At 56.8% G+C, this 15,863-nt stretch carries 10 protein-coding genes; 4 read left to right on the forward strand and 6 right to left on the reverse strand.

Annotated elements, in window-relative coordinates; genetic code table 11:
* Nucleotides 1-27: 27 nt before the first annotated feature.
* Complete coding sequence (locus VKV29_RS10815; protein WP_324201320.1) at nucleotides 28-822, forward strand: arylamine N-acetyltransferase family protein; 795 nt, start codon at nucleotides 28-30, stop codon at nucleotides 820-822.
* Between the two features lie 342 nt (nucleotides 823-1,164).
* Here the strand turns inward: VKV29_RS10815 and VKV29_RS10820 are convergent, their stop codons facing one another.
* The 6 genes from VKV29_RS10820 to VKV29_RS10845 all read right to left on the reverse strand — a co-directional run bounded on the left by VKV29_RS10820 (nucleotide 1,165) and on the right by VKV29_RS10845 (nucleotide 10,787).
* Complete coding sequence (locus VKV29_RS10820; protein WP_324201321.1) at nucleotides 1,165-2,202, reverse strand: Gfo/Idh/MocA family oxidoreductase; 1,038 nt, start codon at nucleotides 2,200-2,202, stop codon at nucleotides 1,165-1,167.
* Between the two features lie 122 nt (nucleotides 2,203-2,324).
* Entirely contained in the window at nucleotides 2,325-3,923 is a 1,599-nt protein-coding gene (gene serA, locus VKV29_RS10825; protein WP_324201322.1) for a phosphoglycerate dehydrogenase, read from the reverse strand.
* Between the two features lie 98 nt (nucleotides 3,924-4,021).
* Complete coding sequence (gene nadA, locus VKV29_RS10830; protein WP_324201323.1) at nucleotides 4,022-5,113, reverse strand: quinolinate synthase NadA; 1,092 nt, start codon at nucleotides 5,111-5,113, stop codon at nucleotides 4,022-4,024.
* Nucleotides 5,114-5,273: 160 nt separating this feature from the next.
* Complete coding sequence (locus VKV29_RS10835; protein WP_324201324.1) at nucleotides 5,274-7,001, reverse strand: Rqc2 family fibronectin-binding protein; 1,728 nt, start codon at nucleotides 6,999-7,001, stop codon at nucleotides 5,274-5,276.
* A gap of 20 nt (nucleotides 7,002-7,021) precedes the next feature.
* Nucleotides 7,022-10,135 carry an alpha-mannosidase gene (locus VKV29_RS10840; RefSeq protein ID WP_324201325.1) on the reverse strand — a complete coding sequence of 1,038 codons (3,114 nt, stop codon included), beginning with the start codon at nucleotides 10,133-10,135 and terminating at the stop codon, nucleotides 7,022-7,024.
* Between the two features lie 136 nt (nucleotides 10,136-10,271).
* Nucleotides 10,272-10,787, reverse strand: coding sequence for an Hsp20/alpha crystallin family protein (locus VKV29_RS10845; RefSeq protein WP_324201326.1), 516 nt, complete (start codon nucleotides 10,785-10,787; stop codon nucleotides 10,272-10,274).
* Nucleotides 10,788-11,065: 278 nt separating this feature from the next.
* On the opposite strand from VKV29_RS10845, the gene VKV29_RS10850 reads away from it, so the two are divergent.
* Genes VKV29_RS10850 through VKV29_RS10860 form a run of 3 tightly spaced genes read left to right on the forward strand, consistent with a single transcriptional unit; the run spans nucleotide 11,066 to nucleotide 15,454 of the window.
* The gene (locus VKV29_RS10850) at nucleotides 11,066-13,255 is read left to right on the forward strand and encodes a hypothetical protein (protein WP_324201327.1); all 2,190 of its coding nucleotides are present in this window, start codon (nucleotides 11,066-11,068) and stop codon (nucleotides 13,253-13,255) included.
* A complete protein-coding gene (locus VKV29_RS10855; RefSeq protein WP_324201328.1) occupies nucleotides 13,252-14,292 on the forward strand; it encodes a GNAT family N-acetyltransferase in 1,041 nt (346 codons plus the stop codon). Before VKV29_RS10850 ends, VKV29_RS10855 begins: the two co-directional genes overlap by 4 nt.
* 10 nt (nucleotides 14,293-14,302) lie before the next feature.
* Nucleotides 14,303-15,454, forward strand: coding sequence for a hypothetical protein (locus VKV29_RS10860; RefSeq protein WP_324201329.1), 1,152 nt, complete (start codon nucleotides 14,303-14,305; stop codon nucleotides 15,452-15,454).
* The last annotated feature ends 409 nt before the right edge of the window (nucleotides 15,455-15,863 follow it).

Raw genomic sequence — 15,863 nt, forward strand, 5'->3', positions numbered from 1 at the left:
TTCGGGAACAAAAAGGAGAAAATGATAATGACGCTCGATCTTGATGCCTATTTCGACCGCATCGGGTGGGGAAACGGCACATTGCCGACCTACGAGACTTTGGCCGGCATTCTCGATGCCCACATGCGGCACATCCCCTTTGAAAATGTGGATGTGCTTTTGGGGCGAACCATCCATCTCGATCTGAACAGCCTACAGCAAAAGCTGGTGCTGGCCCGTAGAGGTGGCTACTGTTTTGAGCACGGCACGCTGTTTAACGCCGTTCTCAACAAAATTGGGTTTCGGCCTACAGCCCATACGGCCCGTGTAGTGCTATTTACGCCACGCGAAGCCGCGCCGCGTACGCATATGTTCCTCACAGTACCTGTTGGCAACTCGGTTTTCGTGGTCGATCCGGGCTTTGGAGGGCTAGCTCCCCAAGTGCCGGTGCCTCTGTCTGACCGAGCTGTTAGTGCAGAGCATTGGATGGTACGCGACGGCCCCTATTGGGTACTTCGGGTGCAGACCGAAGATGGGGTCGTAGATGCCTGGGTCTCTACTTTGGATGTAGACAATATGGTAGATTTCGAGATGGGGAGCTACTTTGTTTCAACCCACCCGAACTCTCCGTTTGTCAATCGCCTTATGCTACGTGCCCTAACACCCACCGGACGCATCACCGTGATGAATCAAGAGGTAACGGCATGGCATGACAAAAAGCCTTATCGTAGTTTCCTCTCCAGCAGAAAAGCCCTACGAGAGCTGCTGCGTGAACACTTCGGTTTCGACCTCGTTGAAGTGGAGACGCTGAAGGTCCCTTCGATTCCCGATTGGAGTAGCTAACGATTGTCGGCCTTGAGGGGTAGGGGGCCTGCAGAGACTACCAACCTCACAGTTCTAGAGGCAGTTTACAAAGCGCGCCTATCTTGTTCGCCCCCTATCCCATCCTTTCCCCCGGTTCGGGAGAAATGGGGCGGTGGTGTTGAGTTTCCACAGGAAAGCCTATCACAGGAAACCGCCAGTAGGGGTAGGCACAAGGCCTACCCCTACTTGGGCGTGGTTTGAACAAAGGCTGAATAGCAGGATGCCTCCATAGATTGTGTTGGATACAGCCCCTCGTTCGGTGCCGATAAAAAAGCAGGTCTGTCGTACGACAGACCTGCTTTCTCTTAGGCGAGTGTGCGGTTAAATTTCGACTTTCTCGAACTTCTTGGTTTCGGAGGACTTGAGACACGCCAGGATGATCGCCAATGCCCGCCGCCCCTCCTCGCCGTTGATCTCCGGCGGGGTGTTGGTAAGGATCGACTCCACAAAGGCACGAATCACCCCCGAATCGGATTGACCGCCCTCTTCGTTCGTCTGAAGCGCTCCCACCTCGTAAAACTGCTTCTCTTTGTTTTTGAGGTGAACGATCACGCTGAATCGGGGGTCGGTACCGATGCGAATCTGGCCGAGAGTGCCGTAGACATAGGTCGCATTGTCTTCACCGGGGTAGTGTGTCCAGGATGCGGTGAGTGTGCCGATAGCGCCGCTTTCTGTTCGTAGAATGCACACCGCGTTGTCGTCTACGTCTCCCATCGGTTTCTCTAGGTGGTCTACCATGGCGGCAACTTCTACGATCTCCTCTCCAAGCAACCAACGGAGGAGGTCGGCTTTGTGTACGCCTAGATCGCCCATCGAGCCGACAAAGGCCTTTTTCTTATCGAAGAACCAACCCGTAGGGCCTTCGATAGACCACGATTCGGGGCCGGGATGGCAGAAGGAGGTTTTGAAGGTGATGACTTTTCCGATCACGCCCTCCTTGATGAGTTGTTTGGCTTTTATGTGGAGGGGGGCTAGGCGTTGATTGTGGCCGATCATGAGGAATTTCCCGGCCTTTTCGGCCGCCTTGATCATCTCACGGGCCTCTTTATCGGAGGTCGCCATCGGCTTTTCGCACAAAACATGTTTGCCGGCCTTGAGGGCCTCGATGGTGATGGGGGCATGGTAGACGTTAGGAGTACAGACGCTAACCGCATCCACGTTTTTTAGTTGCAGAACCTCTTCGTGGCTGCGAAAGGCCTTGGCATCGTACTTCTTCGCTAACTTTTCGGCCCGTTCGATGACGGGATCAACGAAGGCGATGATCTCGACATTCGGATGGGCCGCATATTCGGGCGCGTGACGATAGGTAGCGATGCTGCCACTTCCAATGATGGCAACACCTATCTTCTTTTTTGCCATGAGAAATGTACCTCGTGCTTCGGAGTTTTATGTTTGGGGGAGGCACAACGTCGTTGTGCCTCTTGCATCTGTCTATTTTACCGCTTTCTATGGGTTATCGCAGCGGGGTGACCACAGACAACCTACAGTTTTACCAAGTAGGCGGTCTCAAGGCCTCCCACCTCCCGAATGCGCTCCATGAGGGCGGGGGGTACCGGGTCATCAATCATAAGCACCATAATCGCTCTGCCACCGATGGCGGCACGCCCCACATGCATACCTGCGATGTTGATGCCCGCCTCGCCGAGCAGTGTGCCCACCTTTCCGATAATTCCCGGGCGATCCGTATGCTCTGTGATGATCATATATCCGTGAGGCACGATGTCCACATGGTAGCCATCAATATGAACGATGTGTGGCTCGTTGCCGTAGACGGTGCCGCAGATAACACGTTCTCCTGTGGCTGTATGCGCATGAACGGAAAGCAAGCAGGTGTGGTCGGGGGTGGCCTCACGACGCTGTTCCAACACACGAATACCGCGCATCTCGGTGAGATAGGGCGCGTTGACGAGATTGACCCGCCCGTCATGGACGGGAAGCATAAGCCCGTAGAGCACGGCTCGTGTGATGGGGGGAGTAGGCAGATCGCCGAAATCGCCGTGAAAAACAACCTCTACAGCGGCGATGGGGTGCTCTTTTTGCTGGGCGAGAGCCAGTTGCATCTGAAGGTCCCCAATGGCCGTAGCAAGCCGCTGGAATGGCTCTAAACGCGCCTGCTCTTCTTCTGAGAGGCTGGGAAGGTTGACCGGCGAGCGGGCGGGCCGCCCTTGGAGAAACTCCACGATCTGTTCCGATACGTCCACGGCGACCTTGATCTGGGCCTCAACCGTAGAGGCGCCTAAATGAGGGGTTACTACGGATTGCGGAAAATGCAGAAGCGGATTTTCCGGCGAAGGCGGCTCGGTTGTAAAAACATCCAGCGCATAACCGGCCACTTTGCCACTGCGCACCGCCTCCGTCAACGCCTCCTCATCTATAATGCCTCCACGTGCGGCATTGATGAGGTAGACGCCATCCTTCATTCGCGCGAACTGCGCAGGGCCAATAAGTCCACGCGTGCTTTCATTAAGAGGGGTATGCACGGTGATGAAATCGCTGCGTGCTACAAGCTCGTCCAAAGTTACCGGCTCAACGCCCATCTGGCGTGTGACCGTTTCCGGGACGAAGGGGTTGTAGGCGATAAGCTCTACACCGAACCCTTTGAGGCGTTGGGCTACCGCACTGCCGATGCGCCCTAAGCCCACAATGCCTATCGTCTTGCCATGCAGTTCCCTGCCGAGAAACTTTTTACGTTCCCATTTACCGGCACGCAAGCTGGCATCTGCCTGAGGAATATGGCGTGCGAGGGCGAGGATAAGCCCCACGGTAAGCTCGGCCGCCGCAATGGTGTTGCCGTCGGGCGAGTTTACCACAAGGATGCCGCGTTTGGTGGCCGCCTCCACATCTATGTTGTCTACCCCCACGCCGGCACGACCGATGATACGCAATCGTTCCGCAAAGGCGAGCAGATCGGCCGTGACTTTGGTTTCGCTACGCACGATGAGGGCATCGTACTGCCCGATGATGGCTTTTAGCTCATCGGGCTTGAGGCCCGGGCGAAGGTCTACTTCGATCCCCGTCGCCTGCCTTAAAGGAGCGATTCCGGCCTCTGCCACCGGATCACTAACAAGCACTTTCGCCATAGGTTCTCCGTCGTCAAAAGTTCCGGAGCCTTTTTGAAGCTCCGCCGAATCAGTTTATCCTATAGAGCCTTCTTAGGCGTTACAAGAGCCGTTCTTGCTTAAACAATGGCCAACATGCGATCCAGGGCCATGCGCGCCTCTTTTGCGATCTCCGGTGGCACCTGCACCCTATTAACGACCTCGCCACGTACCAGCGATTCCATGGCCCACAGCAGATAATGGGGATGGATACGATACATGGTGGAGCAGGGGCAGACAATGGGATCTAAGCAGAAAATCGTCTTGTCCGGCATCTCATCGGCTAGCCTTTTCACCAGGTTGATCTCGGTGCCAACCGCCCATACGGTGCCTGGCGGCGCCGCACGAACGGTCTTGATGATAAACTCCGTAGAGCCGTAGGCATCAGCGGCCTGCACCACATCGAGGGTGCATTCGGGATGCACGATGACGTTGACATTGGGGTATTCTTGACGCGCCTGCCGAATCTGCTCCACGGTAAACCGCATGTGCACCGAACAGTGCCCTTTCCAAAGGTAGACACGCTTGGCACGGATATCTTCCGGGCTATTTCCACCGAGGGGCTTGGTAGGGTCCCACAACAGCATCTCTTTTTCCGGGTCCAGCCCCAGCGCCACACAGGTATTGCGCCCAAGATGCTGATCGGGCAGGAAGAAGAGCTTATCGCCTTTTTCGAGCGCCCACTGCACAACCTTGCGCGCGTTGGAAGAGGTGCAGCTCGCCCCACCGTGGCGCCCCACAAAGGCCTTGATGGCTGCCGTTGAGTTGACATAGGTGATCGGCACAATGCGACTCGTATCGGTGATCGTGCCGAGCTGTTCCCAGGCGCGTTCTACCTGCCCAATGTTAGCCATATCGGCCATAGAACAGCCCGCGTTCATGTTGGGCAGAATGACGATCTGATCGGGCCGGGTGAGGATGTCGGCCGATTCGGCCATGAAGTGAACCCCACAGAAAATGAAGTATTTTGCTTCAGGGTGTTTGCCCGCGATCTGGGAAAGCAAAAGGCTGTCGCCACGAAAGTCGGCCCATTTGATGATCTCATCGCGTTGATAGTGGTGCCCCAAAATAATGAGATCCTCTCCCAAGCAGCGCCGGGCCGTGGCGATGCGCGCGTCCGTCCCTTCGGGAGAGAGTTGCACGATCTCCTGGGGAAGCGGTTTTTGCAACATAGTCTACTTTTCCCTTCAACCGAGGGCGAGCAGTTCCACGTAAGGTGGAACGGGGATGTTGACATCGCCCTACCACGAGGTTTTTAGATTTTTACGGTTTTGACCGCGTCTTACTTTTAACTATTATATACGAATCGCGCTGCGAAAGCGCTGCAATGCTTTAAGGAGTGATCTCGATGGTACGCTCGTTCCAGTAGTCGGCGGCACCAGGGGAAGCCCCGCGCGGGCGGCGCACGTATTTGCGTAGGGTATAGTCCACCGGAACGAGGGCCGCATGCTTTTGTTTGCTATGCTGCGCACACAGCCGCGCTGCGAACTCAATAACCGAGCGCGGCACGCGCTCCGGCTGACCGTGGGTGCGAATAACAACATGGGCGCTGACACCGGCACGCACATGCAACCAGATGTCGTTGGGATGGGCGACGCGCGTGGTAAGGTAGTCGTTCGCCGTGGCCGTTTCGCCTACGAGAATCTCATAGCCTTCGGGTGAGAAGTAGCGACGGATTTTGTGCCCCTCGAACTCCGGCTCTTCGGTGGGTGCTCGCTCGATGCTCTCCTTAGGCAAGAGGCCCTGAGAGGCAAGCTCCTCACTTAGTTCCCTCATCGCCTGCGGGGTGCCAAGTTGGGCCAACTCCACGAGAGCCGATTCAAGCCGGTGAAGCGCGCTTTCCGCCTGCGCCAACCGCTGTGCTTCCTGTTCGCGGGCCGCTTTCGCTTTTCGATAGCGCTGAAACCAGCTTTCCGCGTTCTCCTGAGGCGTTCGGTGTGGATCGAGGGGAATGCTGCGCGGTTTTAGATCGGGGTCGTAAAAATCCTCTACGGTGATGTTCGACATATTGGGCTGAATGCGCCAAAGGTTTGCAAGGATCAGCTCCCCGTTTTGGCGGTAGAAGTCGGCTTTTTCTGCCTCCTCTAAGGCCTTTTTGGCGGCTGCAAGTCGTTTCTGCCAGGTGGCTATGGCGCGCTCAATGCGCGTTCGTATGTTTGCCCGCAGCGACTCTCGTTCGCTCTGTTCTACAAGGAAGGTATAGGCTTGATCGAGGGCAAGTTGAAGGCTCTCCATAGGTTTTTGTTGGCTCTCGGGCCACTGCACCGAGGGGAACGGGTAGGCGCCTATAGGCGTGCCGACGTCGGAAAGAAACAGCGTGGGACGGTAGTTCTGTTGCGCGGCCGCATCAAAAAGAGAAGTCCAGGCGATCCGCAGGCCCTGTGCTCTATCCTCATAATTTAGGGCGCGCGTCGCTATCTCTCGCGCTAGGAAGGGCGACATCCCGGCATAAATCTGCATGAGAGCGCTCGCCAAACCCTCCACGTCGTTAGGAGGGATGGAGCCAAGCTCTCGTACGATCTTTTCTACGGCCTGTGGTGCAAAAGGGTCGGCCCTATCGGGTTGCGGCGGCGGTAGTTGGTAGGATTGGCCGGGTAGCAGTTGCCGTACGCGGTTGATGCGATGGCTCACGCGGTGAATGGCATCGAGAATGGTGCCTTCCGGCGTCACCAAAACAAGATTGGAATGTTTCCCCATGAACTCCCCGATGAGCGTTGCCGACGGAAATTCATCGGCAGGGAAGCCGATTTCAAGAAAGAGAACCCTGTCGAAATCGAGTTGACGCAGCTTGAGGAGGCGCAAACCTTCCACATGTTTGCGCAAAGTCATGCAGAAAGTGGGCGGTGTGGGCGGGTTTGGGGGTCGTTTTAACGTGAGGTGAGCGCGCGCAAACTGGGGATGGGCTGAGAGAAGCAGTAGGTAGTTCCCCCCGCGATTCCGAATGCCCAGCAGAATCTCGCGCTCGTTGGGTTGACGTACCTCCTGAATTTGCCCGCCCACCAACACCGCGTTTAGTTCGTCTATACAGGCACGAAGCGTTAGACTATCGAAGGTTCTCAAGTCTCTTGCCCACCAAAGCTCTATCCTTGTGGCAACAACAGGCGGAGCGTTTTAACCTGCCAAGGCAGAAAAGAGAGCGATAGAACTCCTTGGGTTACATTGCACGGCCGTCCCTCCGTTTCCAGCAAGGTGGTTTCCCAGACCTGAGTCCCTTCCGGCAGGCCTTTCAGCAGGGCGATGCCGGAGCGCCCGGCGCTCTCATAGAGGCGAACGATCATCCCGTTGCCGTCATGCGCGGTTTTCAAACACCCGATCTTCACCGTAGTGCCTGGGGCAAGATAGGGGCGGCAGATCGAATGGGAGGCATTTTGGCCGTTCGCCTTTCTTGCGATGAGGGGCTGGTTAAAACCGGCCGCGGCCTCTATGACCCCGGCTTCGGGCCAGAAGGCTGGATAGGGATAGAGGCTATAGCGAACTTGATGCGTGCCAACATCGGAGCAGGTATCAGGCTCATAGGCGGTGCGTACAAGGTTCATGCGTAGCCGACACCCAAGCACATCGTAACCGTATTTGCTGTCGTTAAGCAGCGCGATGCCGTATTCCGTTCCGCCAACCCATGCCCAACGCAGCGCGGGAACCTCTTGCCCATCTGCCGGACGACGCACGGCGGCATAGGGCGTCTCGAACCAGGCTTGGCATTCGGACAGACGCGCTGTAAACGCTACTTTGAGGTTAGGAATGCCTACCTGCGGATTGCCCACCTCTTGCCAGTCGAGGTGGGTTTCAAAGTCAATTCGAGGCAGAGTCTGATAGAAAATAATCTTCTGGGTAATGACCGATTTCCGAACCGTATGGCGCGTCTCCAGAACGCAGCGTACCGGCCCCGTTTCCAAGACGCGCGTTGTCGCCCCACGAATCAGGCTGAACTCTTGATAGACTTCGTCGTAATGCCACGCAGCCATACCGTGAGGATATTCGTCCACAAGCTGAAGAACGCCAAGGGCGAGGTCGGGCCGAGCCGAGTCCAAGTAATCGCTACCACGCCGCAGGCCATAGCCTACCAACTCTTTGCCTGCCCGTTTATCGTAGAGGCTCACGATGATGCCGCAATCTCTACGGATGTAGGCAATGAAATGCGGGGTTTCGATGCGATAGTAGGGCGCATGTTCCTCGGCATCGGCTGGAGGGGCTGCTGAGCGCGGGTCTACGGGAGCGTAAGCCGGTTCTGGCGCGAGGACGGGAAAGGCCACTGCATCGTACACGGGCTGATAGCCGGCCGTTTCAAAGGCACCTAAGGTGGGTGTGAAAAGCAGACCTTCCGTCGTTATTTGCAGGGGAAGCCGCGTGCCATCCGCCCCCTGTAGGGCGGCCGGAGGCGTTCCATTCCACCCCTCAAGCCGGGCAACATCCGTGCGTTCAAAACCGAGCGCGTTTGTAACGGCGATGACACCTGGAGGCAGAGGGCTTTCGAGCTTATCGAGGGCCTGTTGTATTACCTGTTGGGCTGTGGCTTTTACGGCCAGGAAATCCTCGCGATTCTTTTCATAGGCCTCATGGATGGCCGAGCCGTCGAGAATGTCGTGGAACTGGTTGAAGCAGACGGTACGCCAGGCCTCGCTCAACGCCTCTGTAGCGTTCTGACCGGCAAGGGCTGCTACTGTGTCGGCGGTGCAGAGCAGGTTTTCTCCCATACGGTTATAGTACTTTGTGTCGGCATGGGTGGTGTAGCAGCCTTCAAAGATGGTGCTGCTTTCCCCCCTATGCACGGGCAGGACAGGGTGGTGTTGCAGAAGCTCCCTTGTGTAGCTATCGAGGCGACTGCAGAATGCGGTTGGAAGCAGAGGGGTTTTCTGGAAGCGGCGCAAGGCCTCTAGGTTTTGGCGTGAGGGGCCGCCGCCGTGGTCGCCGATGCCGTGGAAGTGCAGCGCGCAATGATGCCCGGCTTGGTGGGCTCGAAGGGCCGCTTCGGCCAGGTCACGAGCGTATATCTCTCCGTTGTAGGAAGGGGTAGAGAAGGCCAAAATGCGCGTCCCATCTTGCCCTTCCCACCAGTAGGCAGGCCAGAGCTGTGCCTGACCTGGGTTCGCGCGATGGTGATAGTAGCGCTCGGCTCCGGCGGAAGCTGCAAGCTGTGGGATGTTGCCGGCATGCCCAAAGGTATCGGGGGCATGATAGGTCGTTGGTGTTACGCCGAGCACCGTTTGTGAGTAGCGTACCCCTTCTAACATCTGACGGACATGAGCCTCGCCCGACGACATATTCGAATCGTTCTCGATCCAGGCCACGGTGGTGGCCTCCCATCGTCCCTCCTTAATGCGTTCAAGCACCTTTTGAAAGAGGTCGGGCGCTTCTTGGCGTACAACCTCATAGGTTGCCGGTTGGCTATGCGAAAAGGTAAGTTCGGGAAACTCCTCCATTAACTGCAGGACGCTCTTGAAGTCGCGCAGGATCACCTGCACCGTATCCGGCCACGTCCACAGCCAGTTCATATCAATATGACTATGGCCGATAAGGTGAACCCGCATGTCTGCAATGGGGTTTTGCAGTGGGGAGAGAACCGTGACGATCTGTTGAGAGAGTACCTCTATCTGATCGAGGGAAGTATCGTCGCTTATTTCCGGAACGAGTGCGGCAGCCTCTTGCACGAGGCGGTGTTCGGTTTCGGTTTGCGCGAATTCGTGAGCGAGGGCAAGTTGCGCCCAAAGGATATCGAGTTTCTCGAAACGGTTACGTAGGCTGGGTGTGGTCAGACGTAGCTGGTACCACCCGATCACCTGATTGTTCGGGACACGCATTTCGAAACGCAACTCGCCGTTGTCGCCCTCCTTCAGGGCGGGAACGATGGTAAAAAGCGCCGGTCCGGCGGCTACAGAGAGGCTGTCGTCCTCAAACACGGGTTTGCCGTTCCAGGTAATGCGGGTAGGGTAGAGCGTAAAGAGGGTTCCTTGCAGCGGTTCTCCGACGATGGATACGCCTGCTACCGTTTTGGGAAGGTTCAGCTTTGTGGAGAGAAGAACTACGGTGTTCGGTTCCACAAAAAGATTTTCAAAAGAACCGGTGCCGTGAAGTACAGGTGTGCCTTCCCCCGGGCCGGCAAGGCGTTGCCAGGTAACGGAGGGAAAGCCGTTGAGAGCGCGATCGGCCGCGGCGCGAAGGCGCTGAAGCGCTGTGCGTAGAACATGGGAGGTTGACATAAGGAAAAAGCCGCTCCTATGGATTTAAGCTAGTCTTCTAGCTTATTCACCATAGACAGCGGCTTTTCCTTCGGCTTTGTTTGTTCACGCTGGAGAGCGAGGTGAGAATAGGACACCTCGCAGCTTCCCCTGGAAACTATTTGTTGACGTTGATCTTGACGGTCTTGGGCTTAACAGCCTCCGCCTTAGGCAGATGAACCTCTAGCACGCCGTTGCGATAGTTGGCTTCCACCTTGTTGGGGTTGATCTCAACCGGCAAGGTGTAGGAGATTTGGAAGCTGCCCGTGCCACGAGCCGACCAGAGGCTTTGGCGATGCTGCACCGCGTTCTCCGCTTGATAGAACGGTTTGCGCTCGCCGCGGATGGAGATGGTATCGGTTGTGGCCTCGATATGGAGGTCTTCCGGGTTGATGCCCGGCAGCGGCACAACGAAGACGATCTCCTCGTCGGTCTCGAAGACATCGGGCGACAGCTCCGGATCACCCACGAAGGCGGTGGATCCGAGCACTCGGCTCAGCGGCGTGTAGCCCATCAGCGAGGCGAAGATGTCGTCCATGTAGCGATGCATTCGGTCAAACTCTGCCCAGGGGTTCCAGCGGGTCACGTTCTCGTTCGATCGCACGGTCAAGGCGTTTCCGTTGTTGCGGGCCATAGACGTCACCTCCTTTTGAGTTTATATTCTTATTGGCACACCTCTTTAGTGTGTTCCACTAATATGTACGCACAGTATCATGTTCAATGTTCCCAAATTGCGGGATGCTCCCACACTTTTTTTCTACGGAATTTTCGCAGGCCAAAGGCACGCCCTGCTCTCACAAGAAAGGAGAGCTAACAAGCAAGCAGACGAGAAAGCCCCCCAAGGCAGGAAACCGCCCGCGTCGTAGAGAAAAAGAAACACAATCACGACTCGGAAAGGGTAGCTCACACACAATGCGTTGTTGTTGCCGGCATTTAGGCTGGGTAGGCGTCTGGCTCCTGCTTTTGGGGGCTGCTGCCCCATGGGGGGCTGCGACCCCGATAACCCTCAATCTCCGAGCCGATCGGAGGCAGATAGCGGAAGGCACAAGCGTTGTGCTTCATGTGAAGGCCTTTCGTGCACCGGGTGTGCCCGCTGTCGGTGTGAAGCTTTGGCCTTTGTGGAATGGGCGCCGTTGGGGGGCGGAGATCACTACCGATGCCCTAGGGCAAGCGACCTACTCCATTCCGTTGCCTCTTCCCGGCCTAGCCCGCCTTCAGGTGGCACAGGCCTCCTCTTCTCAACCGCTTTCGGCTTGGTGGATATGGGCCTCAACGCTGCAAGATCATCAAACGGTGTGGCTCTGGCGCGTCTTTACCCTCCCACAAAAGCCTAGGGAGGCCATCCTCCATATCACCTGTGACGATCGGTTTACGGCCTACCTTAACGGCAAGCGCGTTGCGACCGGGTCGGATTTTCATAAGGTGCATGCGGTTGGCTCACTGCAACGCTACCTACATCCAGGCACCAACTGTTTGGCGGTGGAATGCTACAACGGCTCCGGCCCTGCAGGCCTTTTAGCACGCCTCGACATGGGCTTGTCTTCCGGCAAATCGGCCTCTATCGTGACCGATTCCGCTTGGCAGGCAAGCCTGACGCGACCCGCCCAATGGCCCCAACCTACGGCTTCCGCTACGCCGGCGGTGGTGGTGGCTAAAGTGGGTGAGGGCGTTTGGGCGCGAGATATAACGGGGTGGCCAGGCCTGAAGGCTTTCAGCGCTTTTACCACCGATACTCCATGCCCCGCCAACACACCTCGCTCGAACATCGTGCTTGTGAAGGTTACTCCATGGCATCCTCAGCAGAAGCTGCCATGCGATCCGGCGCACCTCGTGGGCATTGAGTGGGAACCGTGGTTTACCCCTCTGAACGCCACGTGGAACACCGCCGAGGCTATTCCTGTGGAAGGCACCTACAGCTCCTTCGACCCGCTTGTGGCGCGGCAACATCTCCTCTGGATGATCCGGTGCGGCATAGATTTCATTCTGGTGGACTGGTCGAACAACCTCTGGGGAATACAGCATTGGAAAGACCATGCGCCGGGTGTGGATGAGCTTATACGGGGAACCGATGTGCTGTTTCAACAGGCGGCCAAGCTGCAGCAAGAGGGCTTCTCGGTTCCCAAAATCACGCTTCTACTAGGGTTAAATAACGGTCCTTCAACCACCACAACAGCGCTCAATGAGGAGATAGCATGGGTCTACCAGCACTATTTGGCGAATCCGACCTATCGTGACCTCTGGCTAGATGCCTACGGTAAGCCGCTGATCGTGCTTTTCAACGGGCCTGGGCCGGGCGATCTGCAGGGGCAGCCTCCTATCCTGGCCCCTCAGTTCACCGTGCGCTGGATGGCCAGCCAACTTCAAAGCTGCCACTTCGAGCGCTTCGGCTACTGGTCGTGGATGGACGGCAGCATAACTCCCGTCCCAACCTACTATCGAGGCCAGCCGGAGGCGCTCACCATTACCATCGCTTTCTTTGGAGATGGGGGATGGCTCTATCCGCAAGCGATGGGGCATGAGAACGGCTATACCTACCTCAAGGAATGGCAAACCGCCTTTGCGGTAAGGCCTCGCTTTCTGCTTATCTGCCAATGGAACGAGTTTGCTGGGCAACCGGAGGGAGCGGGCTATGGGCAAAAGCACGATATGTATATGGATAGCTATAGCCCTGAACTCTCTAACGACATTGAACCGACTTCCTTAACAACCCCTGCCTATCGTGGCAAGGGCGGTTGGGGCTATCTGTACCTTAATCTCACACAGGCGGCGATCTTCCTTTATCATCATCCCACCCAGCAACAGGGCCTACTGGCCCTCGCTCCGCCAAAGAAGGAGCCGGGAGCACTGGTCTTTCGGTGGGCCTATCTCGGCTATGCGCCCACCACGTTCACCGTGATGTTAGACGGCAAGCCGGTGGCAACCCATCTGCATGGGGATGCCTATCGGCCCGCATTGGAGAGCCTATCCCCTGGGAAACATCGTATCGAAGTGCAGGCGGAAAATGTGTATACTCTATTTCCGATCTCGCAGATGCACGAGGATAGAACCGGTGAGGTTACGCAACATTTTCCTGTTAAGGCCGAAGAGGAGTTTGTGAGGTGACTTCCCCAACACGGCCTGTGGAGGCCGAGCGCGTTTCGCGCTCCATCACCTTTCGGCGGGGCACGCCGGAGGACGAACCCGATACTTTCGACGTAATGCGTCGTGCCATGGGCAGCGACATGAGCTGGAGCCAACACGTAAGGGCACGGCGTCATCTTCGCTCTGCGCCGAACTCCAGCTACTGGGTGGCCGAGGATACACCACGGTTTGGCCGAAGTCGCATCGTAGGATACGCACACAGTATGGTGCGAGACGGGGTATGGCAGCTTACCGAGTTCTTTGTGCTGACCGCCTACCAACGCCAGGGGATCGGGCGTACGCTTCTGCGCTGTTGTCTCCAAGATGGAGAGGAGGCCGGCGCCTCCTCTCGGTTTATCCTCGCCTCCTATCATCCTGCCGCCGATTCGCTCTACATTCGCCTCGCCGGCTGTTTCCCACGCTTGCCCATGCTGCTTTTAGGAGGGCAAGCGGAGTCGCTTCACCCCCACCAATCCCACGGCCCCATCCTCGATGCAGTTGCTCCACCAAGCAGTTCAAACCACGACTCCTCGGAAGAGCCGCTTTTAGCGGAGCCTATGGAGGCCAATCCGGTAACTCTTGCCGTGCTCGACCGCCTCGACCGAGCGATTCTGGGGTATACCCGTTTGCCAGAACATCTCCATTGGATCGCCGAAACCGGCGGGCCGGAGGGGGCAGCCCGCCTGTTTCGTAAGGCCGGTGGGGGAGCGCAGGCCGGAGAGCCGGTTGGCTATGCCTACTATGGTCCGCTCTCTACCGGCCCCTTTCTTGCCCTCAATCCCGCCGACCTGCCGCGCATGGTGCTGCATGTGCTGCACGTAGCACGGCTCCATCCCCATATAAGTGGGCATCTCGCACGCGTTGAACCCTACCTCGCCATCCCCGGCTGCAATGAGGTGATGTTGCAGTGGCTGTTGGGGTGTGGATGGCGCATCGTGTTTCAATATCTTTACATGAGTTCCCACCCCGTTCCGAAACTCGAACACTATGTTTGCCATAACCCCCTTCACTTCTTTTAAGTGGATAGCTATGAAAAACAACCCCAAGCTGCTTTGCAAACGAGGCCTCACAGTGTTTACGCTCGCCCTCTTGCTCGGTTTGAGCGGAGCCAAGGGGGTGTGGGCCGACATTGTGGAGTTAAGTGTACCGACCTATCCGGCGGAGGCGCTGAAGCCAAACGCTTTTGGCGAAAGCCCTCGCTGGATGCCAACGCTGCCTGCTGCAGCCCTTGTACACCTACCGGTGGCTGTTACCAATGCAAGTAGCCACACCGTAACGCTCTTTCTACGTAGTGAACCGCTCTATTTTCTAAAAAAGGGTGCACCACATAAGCTTGCCATAGCCACTAGGCCGCTCATTCTAAAGCCGCATGCCCAACGCACTCTCACATTCACCCTAAAACTGCCGCCGATGCCCCACAACGCGCTGCTTCAATGGAATGTGCTGGCCCTCCAAGGCCAACAACGGCTCAGCTTCCTACAGCGGCTCTATGTGATCGTGCCTGAAGGCACCGAGGGCACACAGGCGGTTTACGAGGGACGAGATGACACCACGCAAGGCGACTGGTTAGGGCATTACGGCAAACAGGGCTTTCTTATCCCCCTTCGAGACGGTACGGCCAGCTTCTTCTTGCCCACCGTCACCGTGCAACGAGGCACGGGGTTTGAACATTGGCGCCCCTCCGCCATTGGAAACGATGTGCTTGAAAGCGAGTTTGTAAGCTTCGCCTTCACAAAACAGCCTAAAGTGGAGGATAAGCGCGTGCTCTGGGGAGCGAATGGGCTTACCGAGCGTGCGCCGGTGGCCTTTGCCGCCGCCAAGATACTTGTGCCCGTTCCTCATCAACTGAACGTCTATCACTTTAAGATGCTGCCGCTCTTTCTACGGGTCAACACAACCGATGCGCAGCCACATCGTTTAAGCCTCTATTTTCTCGACTATGCGCGGCTAGGCTGGAGCTATGAAGTGGACGTTTACGATATCCAAGGCCATCCGCTGGCCTCGCAGGTTGTAGACAACTTCGGAAATGGCGCCTATTTGCGCTTTCGCTTTACCGGAAGCGTCATAGTGCAGATTCGGGCTCTTAATTCCAAAGACCCCATCACCGTTTGCGGTGTTTTTGTGGACCCTGCAAGTGGTAAAGGGCTGCTGTGGCAACCCGCCAGTGCAGCCGAGCGATGAGGCACGCCATAGTTTCTCAACAAAGGCGGCAAGCCAGAAGCGCTTTTCCTTAGGGAAGCGAGGAGGATGAGATACATCGCTCCGAATCGCTTTCGCTTGACTCCGTGTGGTGGGCGTGCTATACTACCGTGGCCTGATGCAACGAGCGAAATTCACCAGGGCGCTCTGTTGGCTTTGCGAGAAACCATGCCGGAATTTGTGCGTAATCTTTAAGGAAGGATTTTTCAGAGCGTTCAACGCGGTGCCGCCCGGTCCTCCTGTCCACTCACGAAGGCGGCTTGAGGCTTTGCGCGAACGATGAACATCGTACAGATCGTTTCTAGCAACCAAATTTCCGGCACCACGAGCCAGCTACTTGTTCTCGCTAACCGCTTGCGGGAGCGAGAACATCGTGTTCTGGTGATATGCC

The organism is Chthonomonas sp., from assembly GCF_035294165.1.
Classification (GTDB): Bacteria; Armatimonadota; Chthonomonadetes; order Chthonomonadales; family Chthonomonadaceae; genus Chthonomonas.

What these genes read in the sequence shown, in the direction of transcription:
- serA (WP_324201322.1), bottom strand. Translation starts at nt 3,923, where the DNA reads ATGGCGAAAGTGCTTGTTAGTGATCCGGTGGCAGAGGCCGGAATCGCT.
- VKV29_RS10850 (WP_324201327.1), top strand. Translation starts at nt 11,066, where the DNA reads ATGCGTTGTTGTTGCCGGCATTTAGGCTGGGTAGGCGTCTGGCTCCTG.
- VKV29_RS10815 (WP_324201320.1), top strand. Translation starts at nt 28, where the DNA reads ATGACGCTCGATCTTGATGCCTATTTCGACCGCATCGGGTGGGGAAAC.
- VKV29_RS10820 (WP_324201321.1), bottom strand. Translation starts at nt 2,202, where the DNA reads ATGGCAAAAAAGAAGATAGGTGTTGCCATCATTGGAAGTGGCAGCATC.
- VKV29_RS10845 (WP_324201326.1), bottom strand. Translation starts at nt 10,787, where the DNA reads ATGGCCCGCAACAACGGAAACGCCTTGACCGTGCGATCGAACGAGAAC.
- VKV29_RS10840 (WP_324201325.1), bottom strand. Translation starts at nt 10,135, where the DNA reads ATGTCAACCTCCCATGTTCTACGCACAGCGCTTCAGCGCCTTCGCGCC.
- VKV29_RS10860 (WP_324201329.1), top strand. Translation starts at nt 14,303, where the DNA reads ATGAAAAACAACCCCAAGCTGCTTTGCAAACGAGGCCTCACAGTGTTT.
- nadA (WP_324201323.1), bottom strand. Translation starts at nt 5,113, where the DNA reads ATGTTGCAAAAACCGCTTCCCCAGGAGATCGTGCAACTCTCTCCCGAA.